25 protein-coding genes and 1 riboswitch are annotated in these 24,815 nt (G+C 62.3%); of the genes, 4 read left to right on the top strand and 21 right to left on the bottom strand.

The genetic code is table 11. The features are described from left to right. Positions 1-8 precede the first annotated feature (8 nt). From VJ698_RS00615 to VJ698_RS00560, 12 genes are all read right to left on the bottom strand, one after another. Positions 9-1,703 (bottom strand): AMP-binding protein, encoded by a 1,695-nt coding sequence (locus tag VJ698_RS00615; protein ID WP_324100701.1) that lies wholly within the window; start codon positions 1,701-1,703, stop codon positions 9-11. Between the two features lie 13 nt (positions 1,704-1,716). After that, positions 1,717-2,112 (bottom strand): YchJ family protein, encoded by a 396-nt coding sequence (locus VJ698_RS00610; protein ID WP_324100700.1) that lies wholly within the window; start codon positions 2,110-2,112, stop codon positions 1,717-1,719. Between the two features lie 152 nt (positions 2,113-2,264). Continuing rightward, complete coding sequence (locus VJ698_RS00605) at positions 2,265-2,672, bottom strand: rhodanese-like domain-containing protein (RefSeq protein ID WP_324100699.1); 408 nt, start codon at positions 2,670-2,672, stop codon at positions 2,265-2,267. Positions 2,673-2,689: 17 nt separating this feature from the next. Further along, the gene (locus VJ698_RS00600) at positions 2,690-3,295 is read right to left on the bottom strand and encodes a 2-hydroxychromene-2-carboxylate isomerase (protein WP_324100698.1); all 606 of its coding nucleotides are present in this window, start codon (positions 3,293-3,295) and stop codon (positions 2,690-2,692) included. Between the two features lie 19 nt (positions 3,296-3,314). After that, positions 3,315-4,445 carry an acyl-CoA dehydrogenase family protein gene (locus VJ698_RS00595; RefSeq protein WP_324100697.1) on the bottom strand — a complete coding sequence of 377 codons (1,131 nt, stop codon included), beginning with the start codon at positions 4,443-4,445 and terminating at the stop codon, positions 3,315-3,317. Between the two features lie 31 nt (positions 4,446-4,476). Beyond that, a complete protein-coding gene (locus tag VJ698_RS00590; RefSeq protein WP_324100696.1) occupies positions 4,477-5,145 on the bottom strand; it encodes an SDR family oxidoreductase in 669 nt (222 codons plus the stop codon). A 187-nt stretch (positions 5,146-5,332) separates the two neighbouring features. Next, the gene (locus VJ698_RS00585; protein WP_324100708.1) at positions 5,333-6,514 is read right to left on the bottom strand and encodes an acetyl-CoA C-acetyltransferase; all 1,182 of its coding nucleotides are present in this window, start codon (positions 6,512-6,514) and stop codon (positions 5,333-5,335) included. A gap of 24 nt (positions 6,515-6,538) precedes the next feature. Beyond that, positions 6,539-8,332 (bottom strand): bifunctional isocitrate dehydrogenase kinase/phosphatase, encoded by a 1,794-nt coding sequence (gene aceK / locus VJ698_RS00580; protein WP_324100695.1) that lies wholly within the window; start codon positions 8,330-8,332, stop codon positions 6,539-6,541. A 201-nt stretch (positions 8,333-8,533) separates the two neighbouring features. Then, on the bottom strand, positions 8,534-8,980 hold the full coding sequence (locus tag VJ698_RS00575) for a thioesterase family protein (protein WP_324100694.1): 447 nt from the start codon (positions 8,978-8,980) through the stop codon (positions 8,534-8,536). Between the two features lie 18 nt (positions 8,981-8,998). Beyond that, positions 8,999-9,430, bottom strand: a complete 432-nt coding sequence (locus tag VJ698_RS00570; RefSeq protein WP_324100693.1) for a PaaI family thioesterase — start codon at positions 9,428-9,430, stop codon at positions 8,999-9,001. A 74-nt stretch (positions 9,431-9,504) separates the two neighbouring features. Further along, entirely contained in the window at positions 9,505-10,689 is a 1,185-nt protein-coding gene (locus tag VJ698_RS00565) for an isovaleryl-CoA dehydrogenase (RefSeq protein WP_324100692.1), read from the bottom strand. Positions 10,690-10,807: 118 nt separating this feature from the next. Beyond that, on the bottom strand, positions 10,808-11,242 hold the full coding sequence (locus VJ698_RS00560) for a MerR family DNA-binding transcriptional regulator (protein ID WP_324100691.1): 435 nt from the start codon (positions 11,240-11,242) through the stop codon (positions 10,808-10,810). Between the two features lie 142 nt (positions 11,243-11,384). Here VJ698_RS00560 and VJ698_RS00555 point away from each other — a divergent pair, with 142 nt between their 5' ends. Together VJ698_RS00555 and VJ698_RS00550 are read left to right on the top strand one after the other, a co-directional pair. Beyond that, the gene (locus VJ698_RS00555) at positions 11,385-12,428 is read left to right on the top strand and encodes an MBL fold metallo-hydrolase (RefSeq protein WP_324100690.1); all 1,044 of its coding nucleotides are present in this window, start codon (positions 11,385-11,387) and stop codon (positions 12,426-12,428) included. A 335-nt stretch (positions 12,429-12,763) separates the two neighbouring features. After that, a complete protein-coding gene (locus VJ698_RS00550) occupies positions 12,764-13,132 on the top strand; it encodes a hypothetical protein (protein ID WP_324100689.1) in 369 nt (122 codons plus the stop codon). 6 nt (positions 13,133-13,138) lie between these two features. On the opposite strand, the gene VJ698_RS00545 is transcribed toward VJ698_RS00550, so the two are convergent. The 9 genes from VJ698_RS00545 to VJ698_RS00505 form a co-directional block, all read right to left on the bottom strand. Then, on the bottom strand, positions 13,139-13,954 hold the full coding sequence (locus VJ698_RS00545; RefSeq protein WP_324100688.1) for a helical backbone metal receptor: 816 nt from the start codon (positions 13,952-13,954) through the stop codon (positions 13,139-13,141). Then, positions 13,954-14,730: an SDR family oxidoreductase gene (locus VJ698_RS00540; RefSeq protein ID WP_324100687.1), complete on the bottom strand. Its 777-nt coding sequence runs from the start codon at positions 14,728-14,730 to the stop codon at positions 13,954-13,956. Before VJ698_RS00540 ends, VJ698_RS00545 begins: the two co-directional genes overlap by 1 nt. Before the next feature lie 144 nt (positions 14,731-14,874). Further along, the gene (locus VJ698_RS00535; protein ID WP_324100686.1) at positions 14,875-15,594 is read right to left on the bottom strand and encodes a thiol:disulfide interchange protein DsbA/DsbL; all 720 of its coding nucleotides are present in this window, start codon (positions 15,592-15,594) and stop codon (positions 14,875-14,877) included. Positions 15,595-15,622: 28 nt separating this feature from the next. After that, the gene (locus VJ698_RS00530) at positions 15,623-16,285 is read right to left on the bottom strand and encodes an SPOR domain-containing protein (protein ID WP_324100685.1); all 663 of its coding nucleotides are present in this window, start codon (positions 16,283-16,285) and stop codon (positions 15,623-15,625) included. Positions 16,286-16,305: 20 nt separating this feature from the next. Then, complete coding sequence (argS, locus tag VJ698_RS00525) at positions 16,306-18,033, bottom strand: arginine--tRNA ligase (RefSeq protein WP_324100684.1); 1,728 nt, start codon at positions 18,031-18,033, stop codon at positions 16,306-16,308. A 94-nt stretch (positions 18,034-18,127) separates the two neighbouring features. Next, positions 18,128-18,526, bottom strand: a complete 399-nt coding sequence (locus VJ698_RS00520; protein WP_324100683.1) for a gamma-glutamylcyclotransferase family protein — start codon at positions 18,524-18,526, stop codon at positions 18,128-18,130. 82 nt (positions 18,527-18,608) lie between these two features. Beyond that, a complete protein-coding gene (locus VJ698_RS00515) occupies positions 18,609-20,879 on the bottom strand; it encodes a S8 family peptidase (RefSeq protein WP_324100682.1) in 2,271 nt (756 codons plus the stop codon). A gap of 51 nt (positions 20,880-20,930) precedes the next feature. Then, a riboswitch (cyclic di-GMP riboswitch) is annotated at positions 20,931-21,039 on the bottom strand. A gap of 134 nt (positions 21,040-21,173) precedes the next feature. After that, complete coding sequence (locus tag VJ698_RS00510; protein ID WP_324100681.1) at positions 21,174-22,238, bottom strand: AI-2E family transporter; 1,065 nt, start codon at positions 22,236-22,238, stop codon at positions 21,174-21,176. Between the two features lie 143 nt (positions 22,239-22,381). Continuing rightward, positions 22,382-22,678, bottom strand: a complete 297-nt coding sequence (locus VJ698_RS00505; RefSeq protein WP_324100680.1) for an HPF/RaiA family ribosome-associated protein — start codon at positions 22,676-22,678, stop codon at positions 22,382-22,384. A gap of 122 nt (positions 22,679-22,800) precedes the next feature. Between VJ698_RS00505 and nhaR the strand changes: the two genes are divergently transcribed. Further along, positions 22,801-23,703, top strand: a complete 903-nt coding sequence (nhaR, locus tag VJ698_RS00500; protein WP_324100679.1) for a transcriptional activator NhaR — start codon at positions 22,801-22,803, stop codon at positions 23,701-23,703. Positions 23,704-23,853: 150 nt separating this feature from the next. After that, on the top strand, positions 23,854-24,780 hold the full coding sequence (locus VJ698_RS00495) for a histone deacetylase family protein (RefSeq protein ID WP_324100678.1): 927 nt from the start codon (positions 23,854-23,856) through the stop codon (positions 24,778-24,780). Positions 24,781-24,815 lie beyond the last annotated feature (35 nt).

The raw sequence follows: 24,815 nt of genomic DNA, 5'->3' as shown, positions 1-24,815 counted from the left end.
GCGCGTGCTTACGCGGTCTTTTCTTCGGCGAGCTGCAACTCCTGCTTCATTTGCTCGCGCATCTTGAACTTCTGCACCTTGCCGGTCACGGTCATCGGGAAGGCTTCGACGAAACGGATGTAGCGCGGCACCTTATAGTGCGCAATCTGCCCCTTGCAGAATTCGCGCACGCTCTCTTCATTGATGCTGGCGCCGGCGCGCGGAACGATCCATGCGCACAGTTCCTCGCCGTACTTCTTGTCCGGCACGCCGACCACCTGCACGTCCTGCACGCCCGGATGGCGATACAGGAATTCCTCGATCTCGCGCGGGTAGATGTTTTCGCCGCCGCGGATCACCATGTCCTTGATGCGGCCGGAGATGTTCACATACCCTTCCGCGTCCATCACCGCGAGGTCGCCGGTGTGCATCCAGCCTTCCGCGTCAATCGCTTCCGCAGTCTTTTCCGCATCGTCCCAGTAACCGTGCATCACCGAATAGCCGCGCGTGCACAGTTCGCCCGAGGTGCCGACCGGCACCGTCTTGCCGGTGTCGGGATCGACGATCTTCACTTCCAGGTGCGGCTGCGTCTTGCCGACGGTGGACACGCGCTTCTCCAGCGGCGTATCGGTCGTGCTCTGGCAGCTCACCGGACTGGTCTCGGTCATGCCGTAGGCGATGGTTACTTCGCTCAGGTGCATGTCACTGACCACGCGCTTCATCACCTCGATCGGGCACGGCGAGCCGGCCATGATGCCGGTGCGCAGCGTGGACAGATCGAATTCCTTGAAACGCGGATGGTCGAGTTCGGCGATGAACATGGTCGGCACGCCGTGCAGCCCGGTGCAGCGCTCCTGCTGCACCGCCTGCAGCACCAGAAGCGGATCGAAGGCATCGTTCGGATAGACGATGGTGGAGCCGTGCGTCAGACAGGCGAGGTTGCCGAGCACCATGCCAAAGCAGTGGTAGAGCGGCACCGGAATGCACAGGCGGTCGGACGACGTAAGGCGCATCGCCTCGCCGATGAAGAAGCCGTTGTTCAGCACGTTGCGATGCGTGAGCGTCGCCCCTTTCGGAAAGCCGGTGGTGCCACTAGTGAACTGGATGTTGATCGGCTCGGTACTCTTGAGCGTGGCGCCGATCTGCGCGAGGCGCGCATCGGCCGGATCGCCCTTTGCCATCAGGTCGGAAAAACGCATCATGCCCGGCACGTTTTCATCGCCCAGCTGGATCACCGTCTTTAGTGACGGCGCGCGCGCGGCCTGCAGGTTGCCCGGCGTGGAAGCAGCGATTTCCGGCGCGACCGCACGGATCATATCCAGGTAGTCGCTGGTCTTGAAGGACGTCATCGTGATCAGCGCCTTGCAGCCGACCTTGTTCAGTGCGTACTCCAGTTCGGCGATGCGGTAGGCCGGATTGATGTTGACCAGCACGATGCCGGCCTTCGCCGTGGCGATCTGCGTCAGCAGCCACTCCGTATTGTTGTGCGACCAGATGCCGACGCGATCGCCCTTCTGCAGGCCGAGAGCGAGCAGTGCGCTGGCCAGCCGGTTGGATTCCTGCTGCAGCTCGCGGTAGGTAAGGCGACTCTGCTGGTGGCACGCTACCAGCGCTTCGTTATCGGGAAAACGGCTGACCATCGCATCGAAGAAATCGCCGATCGTCTGTTCGATCAACGGCGTGTCCTGATTGCCCCGGTCGTAGCTTGTAACCAACTGCGCCATTTGTTATCTCCAGTCATCGTGTTGTAGGAAAACTGCCATCGACGTAATACCAGCGGCCGTCCTCGCGCATGAAGCGGCTGACTTCATGCAGCCGGTGCGCGCGCCCGCCGACCTTGTAGCGGGCAACGAATTCGACCGTCGCGGTATCGTCGTCCGGAACGTACCTGCGCACGTCCAGCCCGATCCATTTCACTTCCTCATCCTGCGCCACCGCTTCGAGCGGCCGAGTGCTCGCATGCCATGTCGCCTTCAGGTAATCCTCGTTGTGCAAGGTATAGGCGGTGTAGCGCGAACGCATCAGCTGCTCGGCGGTCTGCGGTATCTCGGCGCCATCAATGAAGCGTCCGCAGCACCGTGCGTAGTTGTTACCGCCGCAGGGGCATGGTGCCGGCTTGGATGTACGTGTCATAAGTTCAAATCTTTGTCCACGGAAAACACGAAAAACACGAAAAGGTAAACAACCCGACTCTGGTCCAGCCCGGGAGCATTTCAATTACCTCATGCCACCGCGAGAAATCTAGAATCTTTCTGTGTTTTCCGTGTTTTCCGTGGACAAACAAATCAATGCTTGCCCTTGCTCTCCTTCACCCCCACCGGCGCGCCTGCCGCTTTCCAGGCGCCGAAACCGCCTTCGATGTGGGCGACGTTTTCCAGGCCCATGTCCTGTACGGTCTTGGTGGTGAGCGCGCTGCGCCAGCCGGCGGCGCAGAAGAAGATGAATTCCTTCTTTTCGCCGAACACGGGCTTGAAATAGGGAGAATCGGGATCGACCCAGAATTCGATCATGCCGCGCGGCGCGGGAAAGGCGCCGGGGATGATGCCGTCGCGCTCCAGTTCGCGCACATCGCGCACGTCGACGAATTGCACATTCGTATCGCCGAACTTTGCCTTCGCCTCCTCCACGCTGTAGGTCTTCACCTGCGCCATCGCTTCATCGACCAGCGCCTTGTATCCTTTTTTCATCGGCATGTTGTCTCCTCCGGTGTTCAGATTGTTCCGTTTTTTAAAAATGCTTCCAGTTGGTCGAAGCGGTCGAAGCCCCAGAACGGTTCGTCGTCGACGATCACGAAGGGCGAACCGAACACCCCGCGCGCGATCGCGGCATCGACGTCGGCTTTCAGGTGCTCCTTGACGGGCGCACTGTTGGCGCCGTCGATCACTGCCGCCGTATCCAGCCCTTGCGAGGCGGCGATGGAGGCGATGCTGTCCGTGTCGGAAATGTTGACGCCATCGACGAAATACGCGCGGTACACGGCCTTTGCAAACTCGACGGCCTTGCTCTCGCCATGCTGCTCGCGCACCCACAGCATCGCGCGCGCCGCCGTTTGCGTCGCCAGCGGAAAATTTGCGGGGCGCTGATACGGAATACCGTGAAAACGCGCACTGCGTTCGAAATCACGATAGGAATAGACGCCCTTGAGCGGCACCATCGGCAAGGGCATGCCGCCGGTGGTCTTGAACACCGCGCCGAGCAGCACCGGATGCCAGTTCACCTTGCGTCCGTACTCCGCCGCGAGATCATCAATGCGCGTCGACGCGAAGTAGCCGTAGGGCGATGAAAAATCGAAATAGAAATCGATGGCCTTGCTCATGTCTCCTCCGTTTTTTATCTCAGGCCAGCGCGCGGCCGATCAGGATCTTCTGGATGTCGCTGGTGCCTTCGTAGATCTGGCACACGCGCACGTCGCGATAGATGCGCTCGACCGGAAAATCGCTGACGTAGCCGTAGCCGCCGTGGACCTGGATCGCATCGGAGCAGACGCGCTCGGCCATTTCGCTGGCGAACAGCTTGGCCATCGCCGCTTCCTTCAGGCAGGGCTTGCCGGCGTCCTTCAGGCTGGCCGCGTGCCAGATCAGCTGCCGCGCTGCTTCGATCTGTGTCGCCATCTCGGACAGCTTGAACTGCACCGCCTGGTGTTCGAACAAGGTCTTGCCGAAACTGGTGCGCTCCTTCGCATAGGCGAGCGCGGCTTCGAACGCGGCGCGCGCCATGCCGACTGATTGCGAGGCGATGCCGATGCGTCCGCCTTCCAGGCCGGACAGGGCGATCTTGTAGCCCTGTCCTTCGTCGCCGATCATGTTCTGCGCCGGGATTCGGCAGTTCTCGAACAGAATCTGCGCGGTATCCGACGAATGCTGGCCGAGCTTGTCTTCGAGACGCGCGACGATGTAACCCGGCGTCGTGGTCGGCACCCAGAATGCGCTGATGCCGCGCTTGCCGGCCGCCTTGTCGGTCACCGCCATCACGATGGCCACGTCGGCATGCTTGCCGCTGGTGATGAACTGCTTCACGCCATTCAGCACGTAGTGGTCGCCGTCGCGCGTCGCTGTGGTGCGCAGGGCCGATGCATCGCTACCGACATGCGGCTCGGTGAGGCAGAACGCGCCCAGCATCTCGCCGCGCGCCAGCGGCTTCAGCCACTGTTCCTTCTGTGCTTCGTTGGCATACATCATTGCAATGCTGCACACCGGACAGTTGTTGACCGAGATGACGGTCGAGGTGCCGCCGTCGCCCGCCGCGATCTCTTCCAGCACCAGTGCCAGCGACAGATAGTCGAGCCCCGCACCGCCGAGCTCCTCCGGCACTGCAACGCCGAACGCGCCGAGCGCGGCCAAGCCCTGCAGCTCATCCTTGGGGAAGTGATGCTCCTTGTCCCAGCGCGCGGCGTTCGGGGCGAGGCGTTCCTGCGCGAAGCTGCGCAGCGCGTCGCGGATCATTTCATGTTGTTCGGTCAGCACCATGTTGTCGTCGTTTTCCTGTTGTTATCTGCAATTACCAGTCGAGCCGCTTGCCGCTGCGACTGCGATAGCTGCCGGTGTCGGCCGGCGTCAGCGAGGCGATCACCTGCAGCAGGCCGCGCACGCTTTCCTCGGCCGTGATGGTCGCGCCCGGCCCGCCCATGTCGGTCTTCACCCAGCCGGGATCGAGCGCGACGAAGGTGGCGTCCGGATAATCGAAGGACGCGCTCTTCAGCACCATGTTCAGTGCCGACTTCGACGCGCGGTACACCCAGCCGTAGCTCGATTCCGCCTGCGTCACGCTGCCCATGCCGCTGCTGAGGAAACCGAACCTGCCCTTCGCCGCTTCGACCATGGGCGCAACCAGCGGAATCACCTGCATCGCACCAAGCACGTTGGTGTGCATGACCTGGTCAAAGTCCTGCGCGGTCGGCGATGTCTTCGCGCCATCGCGCGGACCGAATACGCCGGCCACGTACACGGCGAGGTCGAGCTTCTCGCCGTCCATCTGCCAGCCAAGCCCGGCCAGCGATTCCGGCTTCGTCACATCCAGCTTCAGCGCCTCGGCACCTTCGGCGCGCAAGGCCGCGAGCGCCGCGTCGTCGCGCGCGGTAGCGAACACTTTCCAGCGGTCCGCCAGCAGCTGGCGGACAAATTCATGGCCGATGCCGCGCGAGGCACCGATGATGAGTGCGGTAGGCATGACGGAATCCGGGAGAAAAAAGTCAATAAGTCTTGCTGCCGGCTCCTTCCCCCCTTCAAGGGGGAAGGTTGGGATGAGGGTGGAATGGTTGCGTTGCCCGCTACGATGATGCAGACACTCTACCCCCTCCCCAACCCTCTCCCTGCAAGGGAGAGGGAGCCGTGCGGAGCATTGCTTGAGCAGTCGCTTACACCATCTCGATCGCCACCGCCGTACCTTCACCGCCGCCGATGCACAGCGACGCGACGCCCAGCTTGCCGCCGGTCTTCTTCAGCGCGCCCATCAGCGTGACGATGATGCGTGCGCCCGATGCGCCGATCGGGTGGCCGAGCGCGCAGGCGCCGCCGTGAATGTTGATCTTCTCGTGCGCAATGCCAAGATCGTGCATCGCCGCCATCGGCACCACTGCGAAGGCTTCGTTGATCTCGAACAGGTCGACATCCTTGGTGGTCAGGTTCAGCTTCTTGTACAGCTTCTCGATCGCGCCGACCGGTGCCGTAGTGAACCAGTTCGGCTCCTGCGAATGCGTGGCATGGCCGAGCAGGCGTGCCAGCGGCTTGCAGCCGAGCTTCTTGGCGGTCGATTCGCGCATCAGCACGAGCGCGGCGGCGCCGTCATTGATCGAGGAGGAGGACGCAGCGGTGATCGTGCCATCCTTCTTGAAGGCCGGCTTGAGCGACGGGATCTTGTCGAGCTTGGCCTTCAGCGGGCCTTCATCCTTGTCGACCACGACGTCACCGCCCTTGCCCGGCACGGTGACCGCAGCGATTTCCCATTTGAACGAGCCGTCATTGGTGGCGGCCTGCGCGCGCTTGACCGATTCGATCGCGAACGCATCCTGCGCTTCGCGCGTGAACTCGTACTTGGCGGCGCATTCTTCGCCGAAGGTACCCATCGCGCGGCCCTTGTCGTAGGCGTCTTCCAGGCCGTCGAGCATCATGTGGTCGTACATCATCGCGTGGCCGATGCGATAGCCGCCGCGGCCCTTCGGAATGAGGTAGGGCGCGCCGGTCATCGATTCCATGCCGCCCGCGACGACCACTTCATTGGTGCCGGCGAGGATGGAGTCGAAGCCGATCATGGTGGCTTTCATCGCCGATCCGCACATTTTCGACATCGTGACCGCGCCGGTGGAAACCGGAATGCCGGCCTTGATCGCTGCCTGGCGAGCCGGCGCCTGGCCCTGGCCGGCCATCAGGCAGTTGCCGAACAGGACTTCGTCCACCAGCTTCGGCTCTACCCCTGCGCGCTCGACCGCAGCACGAATCGCCACCGCCCCCAGATCGGAAGCCGACAGGGAAGCGAAGTCGCTCAGGAATGCACCCATCGGGGTACGCGCGGCACCAACAATAACAATAGGATCGTTCATCATTTTTCTCCAAAGGTCTGCGAACTAGGCGGCTTGCGCCGCCGGGGGTAAGGGTTTGTAGCTGAAACGCAATTCCTGCGGATACGGGAATACATCTTCGACGATGCCGTCGAGCAGGCGCTGCTTCGCGTTCTGCCAGTATTCCTGCGTCAGCAGGTCGGCGTGATGCTTGAGGAAATACTTTCGCACTTCCGGATTGCCAAGCAGGAAGGTCTCGAACTGCTCGGGGAACACGTCGTTCTTCGCCACCGGATACCAGGGCTCGCTCGCCATCTCGTCTTCCTCGTTGCGCGCCTGCGGGATCTTCCGGAAGTTGCAGTCGGTGACGTATTCGATCTCGTCATAGTCGTAGAACACGACTCGACCATGACGGGTCACGCCAAAGTTCTTGTACAGCATGTCACCGGGGAAGATATTGACGCCGACCATATCCTTGATCGCATTGCCGTACTCGACGATGCCGTGCTCGACCGCCGCATGGTCGCCGCGTTTCTCGGCTTCCGACAGGAAGATGTTGAGCGGCGTCATGCGGCGTTCGATGTACAGGTGCCGGATGATGATCTGCGAGCCTTCCTCCTCGACGAGCGAAGGCGCCACCTCTTTCAGCTCGGCCAGCAGCGCGTCGTCGAAGCGTGCGCGCGGAAAAGCGACGTTGGAATATTCCAGCGTGTCCGCCATGCGGCCGACGCGGTCGTGGTACTTCACCAGCAGGTACTTTTCCTTGACCTGCTGGCGCGTAATCTCCTTCGGCGGCGGGAAGGAGTCCTTGATCACCTTGAACACATAGGGGAAGGACGGCAGCGCGAACACCACCATCACCAGGCCGCGGATGCCGGGCGCGGTCTCGAAGCAGTCGGACGAATGGTGCAGGTGGTGCAGGAACTCGCGGTAGAAGGCGTTCTTGCCGAGCTTCTGCAGGCCGAGAATTGTGTAGATCTCGCCGCGCGGCTTGTACGGCATCAGCGTGCGCAGGAAATGCACGTAGGCCGACGGCACTTCCATGTCGACCATGAAATAGGCGCGCGTGAAGGAGAACAGCACGGTGATCAGCGTCGGGTCGAAGATCACGGTGTCGAGCACCAGTTCGCGCTTGCGGTTGTACAGGATGGGCACCACGAAGGGATAGATGCGGTTGCCGTTGATGCCCTTGCCAACGATGTACGCGCCCTTGTTGCGGTAGAACAGGCTGGACAGCACCTGGATCTGGTGGTTCGGCTCCAGCAGGTCCGAGCCGAACAGCGCGCGCATGCGCGTCTCCACGAAACCGATATCGCGATCGAGGTCGGCGAAGGGCGGCGTCAGCTGGAAATTCGTGACGATGCGCTTCAACGTGTAACGCAGGCCGTCCGTCGCGGGATAGTAGACGCGATAGGAAGGCGGGCCGTCTTCTGGTTCGATGTACTCGGTCGAGACGGCCGGCCGCACGAAGATGAAATCGTTGTGGAAATAGGTGCGGTGCAGGATGTTGCAGCAGACGGAATTGAAAAAGGTTTCCGCCAGCTCTGGCTGCTTGTGGTTGATCAGCAGGCCGATGTAGTGGAGTTTCACTTCGCGCCAGACGTCGTCGCTGATCTCTTCCTGGTCGTATTCATCCTCCAGCATCTGCACGGATTCATGCACGCGCTGGTCGTAATACGCGATGCGCTCGCGCGCCTCGGTCTGCGCGGTTTTCCAATCGCAGGTTTCGAAATAGCGGCGCGCGTCGTGGCTGGCGGCGCGGAACAGGCGATAGTGCTTGTCGAAGCCGTCCAGGATCGTGCGCGCGATGTCGAACGCGATCTGGGATGAAAGAAGTTTGGGAAAGGCGGTCAGAGGCATCGTTGCAGCTCGAATGGTGTTGTCCAAGCCTCCAGTTTAACCCCTGTGTCTCGGCAATCCGCGCGGCGCGCCGCCGTGGATTCCCGCCCCTGACGGCCGGGCACATGCGGCAGGCATACGGGCCTGCGCAGCGGAATCGGAATGTGCCGGGTTGTCATGATCGATATTACTTCGCCATATCAAAAAATCACACCCGTAAGACTACGAGTTGCCTGACATGAAATTTTCTTCGGGCGCCGCATTGAGCAAAACTTGAGCGGCATCAAGCACCGCCCGCGGGAATTCGACGGTCTTGCGCGCGTCGGTGTCGAGAAACCCGGCAACCAGTTCCGTCGTCGCCACCTCCTGCCCGGTTTCGCTGTTGAACATCCGGTGCAGGAAGCGCACCGTCTTGCGCCTGATCTCCAGCAGTTCGGTGGTGATGTGCAACAGCGATCCGGAATGAACCTCCTGCTTGTACTGGGTGCGCTGATCGAGCGCGACCATGCCGCGCCGGTTTTCCTTCAGGAAGCCTGGCGTCAATCCCAGGCGCGCGAAGAAATGCCAGGTGGCTTCGTCAAAGCGTCCGGTGTAGAACTGCACGTTCATGTGACCGATATGATCCATCGACCAGGGATAGACGAAGCCGCGGTATGTCTCGATCTGCATGGCGCTTTCCTCGTTCGCTCACTCGCGCGGCAGCACGGCCATGGTGGCCGTCAGCTTGCTGACCAGCGTCGTCTTCTCGCCGTCGAGCGCGAACACTTCGGATTCGACGACATGAAAGGCCTTGCCGGGCTTGAGGACGCGCGCCAGGCAGCGCAATTGTTCGCCTCGGCCTGCGCGCAGCAGGTGCATTTTGAATTCCAGCGTCAGGATGTACTCGTGCGCCGGCGTGACCGTCATGGCGGCCCCGCCCGCGGTATGGTCAGCAATGGTCGCCTGGACACCGGCGTGGATGACGCCGGTGTGCTGCAGATGACGCGGCTCGATGCGCAGGGATGATTCGCACCAGCCGGGGCCGAAATCGACAAGCTTGATGCCGAGTTCGGCGAGGAAGGCGGCTTCACGGAAACCGTCTTCCACAACCTGGCGATAATTGGGGTCAGGCGCTCGCATTGTCTGTCTCCGCCGGCTCTTCGCTCTGTGGATGCGTCCTCCGCCTTCAACGGCGGAGGACATTGCGTGAATGCTTACTTCGTCTCTGCGAACAGCTCGCGCCCGATCAGCATGCGGCGGATCTCGCTGGTGCCCGCGCCGATCTCGTACAGCTTGGCGTCGCGCCACAGGCGGCCGGTCGGGTTCTCGTTGATGTAGCCGTTGCCGCCGAGCGTCTGGATCGCTTCACCGGCCATCCAGGTTGCCTTCTCGGCGGAGTACAGGATCGCGCCGGCGGCGTCCTTGCGCAGTGCGCGCACCTGTTCCGGCGACTTCGCACGGTCGCAGGCCTGGCCGACGGCGTAGACATAGGCCTTGCAGGCCATCATGGTCGAATACATGTCGGCAATCTTGCCCTGCATCAGCTGGAATTCCCCGATCGGCTGGCCGAACTGCTTGCGGTCATGAATGTAGGGCACGACCGCGTCCATGCAGGCCTGCATGATGCCGAGCGGGCCGCCCGACAGCACGGTGCGCTCGAAGTCGAGACCGGACATCAGCACGTTGACACCCTTGCCGAGTCCGCCGAGGACGTTTTCGGCCGGCACTTCGCAATCCTGGAACACCAGTTCGCCGGTGTGCGATCCGCGCATGCCGAGCTTGTCGAGCTTTTGCGCAATGGAGAAGCCCTTGAAACCCTTTTCAACCAGGAAGGCGGTCATGCCGCGCGGGCCGGCTTCGATGTCGTTCTTCGCGTACACCACGAGCACATCGGCGTCCGGGCCGTTGGTGATCCACATCTTGCTGCCGTTGAGCACCCAGCGGTCGCCCTTGAAGTCGGCGCGCAGCTTCATGCTCACGACGTCGGAACCGGCGTTCGGCTCGGACATGGCAAGCGCGCCCACGTATTCGCCGGAAACCAGCTTGGGCAGGTATTTCTTCTTCTGCTCTTCGTTGCCGTTGCGCTTGATCTGGTTCACGCACAGGTTGGAGTGCGCGCCATAGGACAGGCCGACCGAGGCGGAGGCGCGGGAAATTTCTTCCATCGCGATGATGTGCGCGAGGTAGCCCATCTCTGTGCCGCCGTACTCTTCGCTCACGGTCACGCCGAGCAGGCCGAGATCGCCCATCTTCTTCCACAGGTCCATCGGAAACTGGTCGGTGCGGTCGATTTCTGCGGCGCGCGGCGCGATTTCCGCCTGCGCGAATTGCTGCACAGTTTCGCGCAGCGCGGCGATGTCTTCGCCATGGTCAAAGGTCAAGCCGGGCAAATGGATCATGTCGTCGTCCTCACATTATTGATTTGGCAATCGGATTCGCCAACGTTCGGGATCATACCGCTAATTGACGTTTACGTAAACGTAAAGGAGATACAGTGAAAATACGGTATCGGGATGCTCAGGCAGCGTCCTTCAAGCGGCGCGAAGCGGATTTCTTTTCCACCTTGCCCTGCTTTCCGCCGGCCAGCAGGCGGCGGCATTCTGCCTCGTGCGCCGCGATTTCGGCGAGCGTGACTTCGAGGTCTTCGCGCTGGCGCTCGAGCGTCTCCTTGTGCTGCTCGAGCACGCCCAGGAAGTGCTTCAGTTGCGCAGTGGTGTCCTTGGGCGACTCGTACATGGTGACCAGCGACTTGATCTCCTGCAGGCTGAGGCCAAGGCGCTTGCCGCGCAGCGTCAGCTTCAGGCGGGTGCGCTCGCGCGCGCTGTAGACGCGCGTGCGCCCGCCCGCGCCCTCGCGCTTGGGACTGAGCAGCCCCTGGTCCTCGTAGAAACGGATTGCGCGCGGCGTGATGTCGAACTCGCGGGCCAGTTCGGTGATGGTGTAAGTCGGCATGGGCGTCTGCAGCAAAAAGGGTTTGTGTTTACAATCGTTCGAACGGATTGCAGTTTACGTTAACGTCAACCGGCTTATTGTAGGCGCGCACGCGCCAAATGTGAACATGCAAGTTTGACAATTTGTGCATTGAAAGCCCTGGATGAACCTCCTCGAATCGCAACTCAGCTATCCCTTCGACAATACGATCCCCGCTTCGGGCACAGTGCAGGAAGTCGCGCCCGGCGTGCTCTGGCTGCGCGCGGGGCTGCCGTTCGCGCTCGACCATATCAACCAGTGGCTGCTCAGGGACACGGACGGCTGGACCGTGGTGGATTGTGGGATTGCCACCGACACAACGCGCGCGCACTGGGAAAACGTGTTCGCATCGCACCTCGACGGCCTGCCGATCGTGCGCGTCATCGCCACCCATTGCCACCCCGATCATGTCGGACTGGCTGACTGGCTCTGCGCGCGATGGAATGTGCCCCTGTGGATGACGACAGGCGAATACAGTTTCGCCCGCATGATGTCGGCATCCCTGCCCGGCGTCGACGGCGTGGCGATGGTGCCGCACTTCCAGCGCCACGGCCTGGTTGATCCGGCAACCGTGGAAAAGCTGCAGGAGCGCAAGAGCTATTACTCGACCCTGGTGCCATCCGTGCCGGCGTCCTATTACCGGATGCAGGACAGGCAGGTGCTGCACATCGGGGAACATTCCTGGCGCGTCATTACTGGTTTCGGCCACTCGCCCGAACATGCATCACTGTATTGCGATGACCTGAAGGTATTGATCTCCGGCGACATGGTGCTGCCGCGCATCTCGACTAATGTCTCGGTGTTCGCGGTCGAACCGGATGCCAACCCGGTGCAGCAGTATCTTGAATCGCTCGGAAAATTCCACGACCTACCGGCCGACACACTGGTGCTGCCTTCGCATGGAAAGCCCTTCCGCGGCTTGCATACGCGCATCAACCAGTTGATCGACCATCATCGTGAACGTCTCGCGGAAGTGCTGCAGGCATGCACGACGCCGCAGTCGGCGGCCGACATCGTGCCGATCATGTTCCGTCGCCCGCTGGATTCGCATCAACTGACTTTTGCCATGGGTGAAGCACTCGCGCACCTGCACAAGCTCTGGTTCGACGGCGTACTGCAGCGCGAGACAGGCGGCGACGGTGTCGTGCGCTTCCGCATGCGGGACTGAAGCAGGAACCACCGGCACGACACGACAACGCATTCATCTTGATTGAATGACATGGTTTTCGGGAAACTCTGTTGTCTTCCCGAAAAACCATCAGGCAGATGTGGAAAAAGGCTGACGGCCTTGTAAGACTCCGGCACTGCGCGGCACATCAATATTTCTCGCACTGTTGGCAGGTCTATCTGTCAAACAGTGATATTGCCGATAATCCGCTTCCGTCATTCAAGAGAAGCAGTCACAAAAAGTTCCCGGCGTTAAGAGACTGACTGTTAATGAAGGTCGTGGAATAGTGCCCGGTCATGAGTCCATCAATTGAACGAGAAGGCTTTAGCGAAAGATTGCAACTCGCACTTCGCAACGCCGATTATTCGCCGGAAAGCCCGACCCAACTTGCACGGGAATTCAACATCCGCTTCGAGGGTCGTCCGATCACGGTACACGCCGCGCGCAAATGGCTGGTTGGCGAAGCCATTCCGACGCAGGAGAAACTCCGTACCCTGGCGCAGTGGCTGGGCGTGCCGGCGGAGTGGCTGCGCTTCGGCGGCACCGAGATCCATGCCACCATCGATCCGCCCGGCAGCACCGCGCGTTTCGAATCCGCCGATGTCAAACTGATCGCTGATCTGCAACGTCTCGACGACCATCATCAAGCCCTGGCGCGCGAGTTCATCCGCATGCTGGTGCGCATGCACCGCGAGAAGTCCTGAGCGCGCTCAGACAGGTTCCTCGACGAGTTGTCGCAGATAGCGCAGTCCGGCGATGGCCCGGCTGCCATACCAGGACATCATCTCGCCATCGAGCAACGAGACCGGTTTGCCGATCTGTTTTTCGAGCGCATCGGCATGTTCCGGCGTGAAACGGTACGGCTCGCTTGACAGCAGCACGCCGGCGATCGCGCCAACAAGATCGTCCGACCAGGTGAACGCCGGGTAGCGCGACGCCGCGCCCGGCACGCACCAGCATTGCCATCCGATTTCCGCCATCATGTTCGCGATATAGGTATCGCGCGAGATGGTCATCCACGGATCTTTCCAGATGCAGTAGAGCATGACCTGCGGCAGCCCCTTCGGCATCGCCTGCAACGCTGCGTATTCCTGCTCGAAGGCGACGCACAGTTTCTCTGCAGCCTGTCCGGCGCGAAAGATTCCGCCGAGCAGGCGAAACAGCGTGAGATTGTCGCGCGGCGCAAGCGGATGGGTGACGATCACGTGCGGAATGAATTCTGCCAGCGCATCCACGCAAGCTTTCTCGTTTTCGTCGATGTTGACGATGAGATGCGTCGGTGCCAGCCTGCGGATCTTGTCGATGTTGACATCCTTGGTGCCGCCAACCTTCGGTATGTCACGCACGATCTCTGCCGGGTGCACGCAAAAACCGGTGCGTCCGACCAGCCACGGAGTGAGGCCTAGCTCGCACAGCAGTTCGGTGATCGACGGCACGAGGGACACGATGCGCGGCGCCGCCGACGGTGCTATCGGTTGATGCACCGTACCGAGCACGTCGATGAGTTGCGCATCGATGCACTGCATTACCTGCGCCCCTTGTGCGGCGCGTTGGAAAACGCCATGTCGTACAGCCAGTTCGGCAGTGCGCGCACCACTTTCGCCACCATGCCCATCTGCCACGGAAACACGCGGAAGCTGTCTCCTGCGTCGATGGCTGCCGCCGCCTTCCGCGCGAACTTCTCCACCGGCATCAGGAAGGGCATGCGGTATTTGTTGATGCGGGTCATCGGCGTGTCGATGAAACCGGGCGCGATCGTCACTACCTTGATGCCGCATTTCTTCATTTCGAGCCGCAGCGATTCGCAATAGCTGATGACGGCGGCTTTCGATGCGCTGTAGGCCTCGGAGCCCGGCAGGCCGCGCACGCCGGCCACGCTGGCGATCCCGACCAGGCGGCAGTCGCGGTTGCCCGCCTGCGCCTGCTGTTTCATGACGCCGATGAAGGGCGCAAAGGTGGCGACCGTGGCGGTGACGTTGGTGGCCATGATGTTCTCGAAGACGGGAAGGTCGTCCGCATGTTCAGTCAGCGTGCCGCGCGAAATGCCGGCACTGGCGATCACGATGTCGGCGCCGCCCGTGGCCTGGATGAAGCGGCCGGCGGCATCCGTCAAGGCGGCATAATCGGTGACGTCGAGTGCATAGATCTGGTGGCGCTGCGCGTTCGGCAGGCTGGCGGCCAGCTCCTTCAGCAACTCGTGGCGGCGTGCCACGAGGCCGAGCGTGGCGCCTTGCGCGGCGTAGTGGCGGGCCAGCGCGGCACCGATGCCGCTCGACGCGCCCGTGATGAATACACGCTTCATGTCTGTCTCTACCCTCACTTGTTGTTCTTATGGTCTGCGGCATGCTGCACAAAGGCATGCCGGAAAATAAAAAAGTCCGTCCTCTTTCGAGGACGGACCTGCAGTGTAATACGTTCCGGCTTGCTTGCTATTTTTTTACGATCTTCACTTGCTCTTCTTGACTACCGGAGAATGCGGTGCGGGAGCGGCTGCAGTGCCGCCCTTTTCCTTCGCGACCTTCGCTACCAGCGCATCCATCACCTGCAGCGTCGCCTCGAACAGCACCGCCTCGGGGCGGTTTCCCATGGTGGCGCCGACGATGGACGGCGAGGTCAGGAAGCGACCGTCGATGGCGACCAGCGGCACGCCGTCGACCTGGTAATCCTGCTGCAGTTGTGCCGCGCGCTTGGCCTTGCTCTGCACGCCGAAGGAGTTGTAGACATCAAGAAATTTCTTCTTGTCGACGCCATTCTTCGCCACGAAATCAGCGATGCTGTTGTCGGTATCGAGGCGCTGGTGCTGTACATGGATCGCATTGAACACCTTGACATGCAGATCGTCCACCTTGCCCAATGCTTCCAGCGCGTAATACAGCTTCTGCTGCGGAATCATGGAATCGCGGAAAGCGACCGGCACGCGCTTGAACACGATGTTGTCGCCCTGCTTCTTCACCCAGGCTTCCAGGTCGGGCTCGAAGGCGTTGCAGTGCGGGCAGGAATACCAGAAGAATTCGGTGACTTCGACCTTCTTGCCGGAATCGGTCGACTGCGGCTTGTCGAGCACGCGATAATCCACGCCGGGTTGCGGATTGGTGGGCGTGGCGGCGGCGCCGAAGGCGACCAGCCCGATGGTCAGTGCTGCGAGTGCATGTTTGAGAAAACGCATGTACTTCCCCTTGTTTTTTGTGAGAGAACTATTTCGCGATGCGCACGACGGCGGCATCGACTCCATTATCAGACAGTTTGCCGCGAACCTTGTTCATGGCTTCGAGTTGCGTGAAGGGACCGACGCGCACGCGGTAGAGCACGCCGTTTTCCGACTGGCGCTCGGACACTTTCGCCTCCACGCCCTGCAACGCCAGCTTGGCGCGCATGCTTTCGGCATCGGTCTGCTCGCGGAACGCGCCCGCCTGCAGGAAGTAGGTCCACTTATCATCGGCGCTTTCCGCCTTCGAGTCCGCCTTGGCTTCCTTGACGTCGGCAGCATCCGCCTTCTTCGCCTTGTCGCCGGACAGCTCAACCACCGGCGCCTTGCCATCCTGCTTCGGATCGACCTTGACGACTTCCGCCTTCTTGTCGGACGGCGCCGGCGCTGCGGTATTCTCCGGCGGCGTCTCCTTCGCAAAGTCCCTGGCCGCATCCTTGGCCGCGGCCTTGTTGCCGTACAGGGGCTTGTTGGGATCGCTCATCGGGCCGGCCGCCGGCTCAGCTGTCTTCTGCCTGCCGAACTTGTCGGTGAAGGGCACCGGCGTCTTGTTGATCGTGACCGCCACGCCCAGCGCAATGCCGAGGCCGATGATCAAGCCGATGATGATGCCTAAAATCGTTCCGCCCTGCTGCCTGTTGTATTTGTGCATACTTCCTCAATCACATCCTGTTACATCCTCGCCGGCGCCGATACCCCGATCAGCGCCAAGCCGTTCCGCAAGACCTGGCGCGTTGCCAGCATTAACGCCAAACGCGCCATCCTGGTGGACTCGTCGTCGACCAGCACCCGCTCGGCGTTGTAGTAGCTGTGCAGCTCGCCGGCCAGGTCGCGCAGATAGAACGCTACCTGATGCGGGCCGAGTTCGTCGAGTGCTTTCTGCAGCATTTCCGGATATTCGGCGAGCTTGGCCAGGAGCGCCGCCTCGCGCGGCGACGCCAGCGGTGACAGATCGACACCATTCAGCGCGGCTTCATCGCCGCCCCACTGCGCCATCACCGAGCAGATGCGCGCATGCGCGTACTGCACGTAGTACACCGGGTTTTCATCCGACTGCGACAGCGCGAGATCGACGTCGAAGGTGAATTCGGTATCGGCCTTGCGCGAGATGAGGAAGAAGCGCACCGCGTCGCGGCCACGCGTCACGTCGCGCTCGCCGTTCTCATCCTTCGGATCGCCGGCCGACCATTCGATCAGGTCGCGCAGCGTCACGTAGGAACCGGCGCGCTTGGAGATCTTGACCTCTTCGCCATTCTTCATCACGGTGACCATCTTGTGCAGCACATAGTCGGGATAGCTCTGCGGGATGCCGATGCCGACCGCCTGCAGGCCGGCGCGCACGCGCGCCACCGTGCCGTGATGGTCGCTGCCCTGCACGTTGATGACCTTGCCATAGCCGCGCTGCCACTTGGTGATGTGATAGGCCACGTCCGGCACGAAGTAGGTGTAGGAGCCGTCGGACTTCTTCATCACGCGGTCCTTGTCGTCGCCGTACTCTGTGGTGCGCAGCCACAGCGCGCCATCCATCTCGTAGGTCTTGCCGGCCTTGACCAGCGCATCGACCGTGGCTTCCACCTTGCCATCATGGTAGAGCGAGGATTCGAGGTAGTAGTTGTCGAACTTCACGCCAAAGGCCTGCAGGTCAAGGTCCTGCTCACGGCGCAGGTAGGCAACTGCGAACAGGCGGATCGATTCGAGGTCGTTGAAGTCACCCGTCGCCGTGGCGGGCTTGCCGTCGCTGGCGGATACGGTTTTCTTTGCAAGGAAATCGGCGGCAATGTCGGCGATGTAGTCGCCGTTGTAGGCCGACTCGGGCCAGTGCTCGTCGCCCGGCTTGAGGCCGCGGGCACGCGCCTGCACCGAGTACGCGAGGTTGCCGATCTGCGCACCGGCGTCGTTGTAGTAGAACTCGCGTGTGACTTCATAGCCCTGCGATTCCAGCAGCGAAGACAGCGCATCGCCCAGCGCGCCCTGGCGGCCGTGACCGACGTGCAGCGGGCCGGTCGGATTGGCCGACACGAATTCCACCATCACCTTCTTGCCGCTGCCGGCCTTGGCCTTGCCGAATTGATCTCCTTCCCTGAAGATCTCGCGCACCACGTCCTGTTTGGCGGCGGCAGCCACGCGCAGGTTGATGAAGCCGGGCCCGGCAATCTCGGCCGTCTCGATCAGCGATCCCTTGTTGGCGAGCACCGATGCCACGATGGCCTGCGCCAGTTCGCGCGGATTCTTCTTCAGCGGCTTGGCCAGCTGCATCGCGATGTTGCAGGCGATGTCGCCGTGCGCCGGATCGCGCGGGCGCTCCAGCACCACGTTGGGTTGCATATCCGTCCCGGCGACAATGGGCGCGAGAGCGGCCTGGAACAGGTCGATAATCTGTTGTTTTTGTGAAGCGAGCATGGGATAAAAAAGGATGGCTGGCGGTCCGTTTAGCGGGCCACCTCATGGCCATCCTGTGAAATGTGAGGATGGGTGGAATTATACCGGCTCGCCCTCATTCGCCCAATTTGTCACGGCAATACGTCTCAATGAAGCGCTCCATGCGGAACGCGCCCGGCCGCCATGGCGATTCCGACAACTTTTGCGGAAGCAAATAGACATAGGCGCCGGCGGCAAGGGCTTCGCCGGATTCCAGTACCACATTCACCGTGTCGCGCCGGTATTCCTCGCCTTCAAAGGCATCGAGCGCGGCGACATCCTCGTCCGCGACGTCGAAATACAGCACGCCCGATACGCTGTCGCCTGTCATGGGCACCATGCCCGGATAGGTCTCGCCGTGGATTTCGAAGCGCGCGAAACCGTCGAGCCGGGCCGGCGCGGAACGGCAGGCGCCGCGGACCACGCGCGTCCATACCTCGGGGAACATCAGGGAGCCGTAGGTGAAGACATGCATTGCCATTCAGTCAGGAAATCAGGCGGGAATGCACCATGTTACCGGCTTTGGGGATTTCAGCAGCACGGCGCAGCATCGCGCGTTAGAACGCAGTCGCAAACCGCACCGCCAGCAACTTTTCCACGGACACATCGATCAGGTTGTTCGGATCGCGTCGCACGGTGAACGACACACCAAGCGAGCCTTCGCGGCCGGCCGGCACCAAGTAGTTGAGTTCGGCGCGCATTTCGCGGCCCAGCGGCACCATGGAAAAGACGAGCCGCTCGCGGGAAGGCGAAGACATGCCGTCACCGGTCAGCATGTCCATCACGATCCGCCCTGCGTAGGTGCGCATCGGCTGCGACAGTGACAGGCTCATGCGGTCGCCGCGCCGGATGCGATCGGCCGCAACCAGCGCCAGTGAAAACGCATTGGTGCGCGCGCGCGAGATGTCGGTGACCAGGCTGTCCCGACTGGCAGTCCCGGGCGTCACGCCATAGGCAGCCTGGCCGGCCAGCGTCACCTTGGGCGCGAGCAGCACTGCGCCCGCCACCTGCACCGCGCCCGTGGAGGCGACGGGGCCGATGGACAGCGGGCCGCTCGAATACGACCCGAGGTAGGCGTTGGTCTCGCTGGTCTGCGACATCGATAGCGAGAGCGCGGCATCGCCGAAGCTGCGCGAGATTTCGAACAGGGCGCTGCTCGCATGCGCCAGGTCCGGCGCGGAAGGCAACGGAATGCCGTCTTGCGACGCCAGCATGCGATTGAGGCTGCTGCTGAGCACGCCGAATTTCAGCTTCACTTCGCCGACCTGTTGCGCGAGCGCGGCATGCGCGGCGCCGGGCACCAGCGTGAAGTAGGGATTGGACAGCGCAGCAACCTGGTCCAGCGGCGCGCCCTGCGTCAGGCGCAATCCGCCGGCGCCGAAATACATGCCGGCCATGCCACCCATGCCAAACGCCGTCTCGGTGCTGCTGCCTGCCCGCGACGTCAGGGAGAACGCGACGAGCTGACGTCGCGCCGCACCCTGTGTTGCACCCATGCCCCAGGAGGAGGATGCCGGCGACGCAGGCCCAAAGGCCACCGCCAGCCGGCTGCCGTCGTCCAGCAGGCGATCGACCACGGCCATGCGGCGATCCATGTCGTCGAAGGCATTGTCCAGCGACAGCGGCGTGGGCCGTGCCACGGCGGCGCCCATGTCGACCTGGAAGTCGCGCTGGAAGTCGTCCACGCCGAACACGCGCAACTGGCCGGCGGCGGCCAGGTTCCACAACATGCTGGTGGCCGAAGAGGGCTGCACGGAACCGGCCAGCACGTTGATGCGCTTGCCGTTGAGCGTGGTGGTGGTCACCGCGCCGATCGGCTGCAGCGCCTTGTCGATGTTCAGCAGGCCGCGCCCGTACACCGGGTCGATCCCGGGCGCGCCGAGGTCGGTGGCGGTCACGAACAGGATGGTGGCGATCTGCTCCGCGCTCAGCGACGGCCAGAGCTGCTTCACCAGCGCCGCCGCGGCACTGACCATGGGTGTGGCCATCGAGGTGCCGGACATGGCAGCATACTGGTTGACGGGGTAGGTCGACACGATGGACGAGCCGGGCGCGACCAGGAACCAGGGCGCGGTATCGCCGGCGCGATTGGAATAGGCCGCGATACGGTTGGCCGCATCGACCGCGCCGACTGCGATGATCTGGCTGCCTGCCCAGTTTTCCTTCGCGAAGCGCGCCGGCCAGTCGGGATTACGCGCGTGGTCGTTGCCCGCGGCGACCACCAGCAGCATGCCGGCATGCACCGCTTCCTGCATGGCCTGCGGATCGTAGCTGCCGGCCGCGCCCAGGCTCATGTTGACGATGGCCGCCCTGCCGATCGCGTAGCGCAGTCCGCGGTCGAGCGCGGCCGTAGAACCCATGCCGCTGTCGGTGAACACCTTCACTGGCAACAGGCGCGCATCATAGGCGATACCGAAGATGCCGCGCCCGTCGCGATCGGCGGCAAGGATGCCGGCCACATGCGTGCCATGGCCTGACCTGTCGGTCACGTCGCTGCCGCCATCGATCGCGTTGTAGCCCTGCACCAGTTTCCCCGGCATGGCAAATTCGCGATGGCTGGCATTGATGCCGGTATCAAGCACGGCAATCGTCACGCCGCTGCCGGTGATGCCGCGAAGGTATGCTGCGTCGGCCTTGATGCGATTGAGGATGGATGATGAATTGCCGCGCTCGGCATCGACGATGGCAGCAGCGGGAGCCGGTGTTTGCGCAGAATCGTTTGCTCCCGTTCCCAGCGCGGAGGCATCCTCCGCACGCACCGATGCCGTGAACGCGGCGGCAAGCGCGAGCGCGAATACGCTGCGGGGGAACAAGCTGGAGGTGAACATCTGTCGCCTTTCTCCGGTTTCTGCCTGTCGGAAAAAGGGCGGCGCTGCGCCGATGGCGACCCCGCTAGCATATGGCGATGAACGGCATTGCCTGTTTCATCACACACGAAGCCCGGAAGCTTTGCGTCCCCGCCTTTCGACGGGTTTGCCCTTACCTACTCAATCAGGTCTGCATATTTCCATTGTGCATCGTAATCCGGCAATTGCAAATGAAACGCGAGGCGCATGCGCAGTGCACAGTCGTCGCGCAACAACACGATGTCAAACCGGAATTCAAAAAAGGAAAGGGAATCCTCAGGCGCGCTCGTTCGACGGGCCGTCGAGCCACTCGCGCCAGACAGCCATGAGCACGGCGATGATGACCGGGCCGACGAACATGCCGACCAGGCCGAACGCGGTGAATCCGCCGATCACGCCGAACAGCACCAGCAGGAAGGGAATGTGCGATGCGCTGCTGATCACCAGCGGGCGGACCAGGTTGTCGACCCAGCTCACCACCAGCGATCCCCACAGCAGCAGGCCGACGCCGGCCCAGGTGTGGCCCGAGATCAGCAGCCATACGCCGAGCGAACCCCACACCAGCGGTGTGCCGAAGGGCAGCAGCGCCACCAGCGCGGTGAGCGCGCCGAGCAGTGCCGGCGCCCGGATACCCGCTGCCCAGTAGCCGATGCCGGCCAGTATGCCTTGCGCCAGCGCGGTCAGCACCAGTCCGTACAGCACTGCCTTGGTGGTGCTGCCGATGGCGAGAAGATAGGCATCGGCGCGCTTGCCCATGAAGCGGTGCATGCCGCTGCGCACTTGATCGAGCAGGTTGTCACCATCGCGATAGACGAAGATCACGGTCAGCAGCGCGAAGGCCAGGCGCGCTGCATTCCTGCCGACGCCGCCGACCAGGTCGGTCAGCTCGCCGAACCAGCGTTGCGCCAGGTCCAGCACCTCGGCGCGCAGCACTGCGGGGTCACCCGCCACCCGATTGACGATCAGCTGCAGCCGCTCGCCCAGCCATGGGATGTCATGGATTGCATCCGGCAGGCGACGCGGCCCTTCGTTGAGGAAGGCAGAGACACCCTGGTAGGCGAACATGAATTCGGATTGAATCAGGCCGATCAGCCACAGCAGCGGAAGCACAAAGGAAGTAGTGAGCAGGAAGGTCATCAGCAGCGCACTGCCGGTAGCGTTGCCGCGCAGGACGATACGCAGGCGCGCATACAGCGGCCAGGTGACGTAGGCGAGGATGAGTGCCCATACCACCGGCGCGACGAACCACTGCAGCACGAGGAAACCGAGAAGAAACAATCCACCCAACGACAGCCAGAGCAATATCGTGCGTGTGATGGCAGATGGAGCGCGTGCATTCATGTTCGCGTGCTTGTTCTTGTTCCTTCTCCTTCATTATCATGCCGGGCGCGTGCCGGCACCTCGATATTTCGCAGACTTTGACGTCGCGGCGATGCCGCGCGGCCAGCCTCCCCGCGACAACGAGGAGGCAGCCTGATTCGAGCTTAATGATCCATGCGACGCAGTGCGGTGCGTCCGACGCGGTCGACAGCGCGATTGATCGCGACGTACATGTCGGCTTCGGTATCCTCGGCCACGATGTCGGGCAGGCCGTCCAGCACGAGGTGCACGCTGCAGCGCTTGTCGATGCCGCCGCGCGGGCCGTTGATGTCGGCCAGGCGGACCGTTACCTGCCGGACCTGGTCAGTCGCGTGCTTCAGCGCAAAGCGCAGGCGACGCTCGGTGTGCTCCATCAATGCATTGGTCAGTTCAAAACCCTGGGCGCGGACATCGACTCTCATGACATGCTCCTTTGCGTTGTGAAGTTCGGCATTTGCTGCTGCCTTGAATTCAATGTAGTCCACGGGAAACCTGTTTAAAATTCGAATAATATAAATTCTCGATTCGAAAAATTCGAACAATCATGAGCGCCCTCAACTACAAGCACCTGCATTATTTCTGGGTGGTGGCGAAGTGCGGCGGCATCGGCCGCGCCAGCGAGCAACTGCACCTCACGCCGCAGACGATCAGCGGCCAGATCGGTATGCTGGAAGAAGCGCTGGGATACACCTTGTTCGACCGCATCGGCCGGCGTATGGAGCTCAACGATGCCGGTCGCATGGTGTTCAGCTACGCCGACGAGATCTTCACGCTGGGGGAAGAACTGGAAGACGTGCTGCGTCACCGTCCCGGCGACCGACCGCTGCAGTTTACGGTCGGCGTGGTCGATTCGCTGCAGAAATCGATCGTCTACCTGCTGCTCGAACCCGCACTGAAATTGCCGGAAACGCTGCGCGTGGTGTGCCGCGAAGGCAAGCTTGATACGCTGCTTGCCGGACTGGCGATCCGTGGCCTCGACATCGTGCTCGCCGACGGCCCGATGCCGCCCAACAGCAATGTGCGCGGCTTCAGCCATTTGCTGGGGGAATGCGGCATCGCCTTCTTCGCGGCGCCCGCGCTGGCAAAGCGCTGCAAAGGAGCCTTCCCTGCCAGCCTGGACGGCGCGCCGTTCCTGCTGCCGGGCGAGGATGCGGCACTGCGCCCGCGCCTGCTGCGCTGGTTCGAGAAGGAAGGTATCCGGCCGCGCATCGCCGGCGAATTCGATGACGGCGCGCTGCTCAAGGAATTCGGCCAGGCCGGTGCGGGTGTCTTTGCCGCACCCGCAACGGTTTCCGCGCAGGTGAAAAAGCAGTACGGCGTGCAAGAGATCGGCCGCACCGATGCGCTCGTCGAACAGTTCTACGCCATCTCGGTGGAGCGCCGCCTGTCGCATCCGGCGGTGGTGGCTATCAGTGCCGCTGCACAGCGACGTGCGGCATCAACCTGATTGGCTGCCGGGAATATTGATCTGAAACAAGGAAATCAGCGACCGCTTGGCGCACTGTTGAAGATGTCAACGTTTCGGTGATTTTCATTTTCTTCACGCTTCCTCCGCCATGAGGCGCGGCGCTGTCTTGTCCTTCGAGAACCGACCTGCATGCTACCCGCTTATATCTCCCATCCTGACTGCAGCCAGCACGAGATGGGCGCGCATCACCCGGAATGCCCCGATCGCATCGCTGCCATTCGCGACCAGTTGCTGATCAGCGGCCTGCTGGATTACATGCATCCCTACGACGCGCCGCTGGCCACGGCAGAACAGCTGGCACGCGCGCACAGCCTGCTGCATGTGCGCGAACTCGCAGCGAAATCACCGACGACGGGCTACGAGCAGATCGACCCTGATACCTGGATGAATCCGCATACCTATCGCGCGGCACTGCGCGCGGCCGGTGCGGCGGTGCTGGCCACCGACCTGGTAGTGCGCGGCGACGCGCCGGTTGCCTTCTGCAACGTCCGCCCGCCGGGACACCATGCCGAACGCGAGTCCGCCGGCGGCTTCTGCTTTTTCAACAACGTCGCCGTCGGCATCCGCCACGCGCTCGACGTGCATGGTCTGCAGCGTGTCGCACTGATCGATTTCGATGTCCATCATGGCAACGGCAGCGAAGACATCCTGCACGACGATGCGCGCGTGCTGATGTGCTCCACCTTCGAAGAAAACCTGTATCCGTTCTTCGGCAGTGAACCGAAGGGCCCGAACATGGTCAACGTGCCTCTGCCTGCGCGCGCCGGCGGCGCCGCCTTCCGTGAAGCCGTCGACATTTGCTGGCTGCCCGCGCTCGACGCCTTCCAGCCCGAGATGATCTTCATCTCCGCCGGCTTCGATGGCCATCGCGAAGACGACATGAGCCATCTCGGCCTGGTCGAAGCAGACTATGAATGGGTGACAAGGCAAATCATGCAAGTCGCCGCACGCCATGCAAAGGGACGCATCGTGTCCTGCCTGGAAGGTGGGTATGTGCTGTCACCGCTGGCCAGAAGCGTGGTGGCGCATGTGAAGGTGTTGATTGGGGCGGATTGAACCACAAACGCACCGTAGTTCAGATGGCAAGGATT

The organism is Noviherbaspirillum sp. (assembly GCF_035254685.1).
GTDB lineage: Bacteria > Pseudomonadota > Gammaproteobacteria > Burkholderiales > Burkholderiaceae_D > Noviherbaspirillum.
The sequence above is the reverse complement of the archived record's forward strand: the minus strand, read 5'-3'. Positions and strand labels throughout refer to the sequence as shown.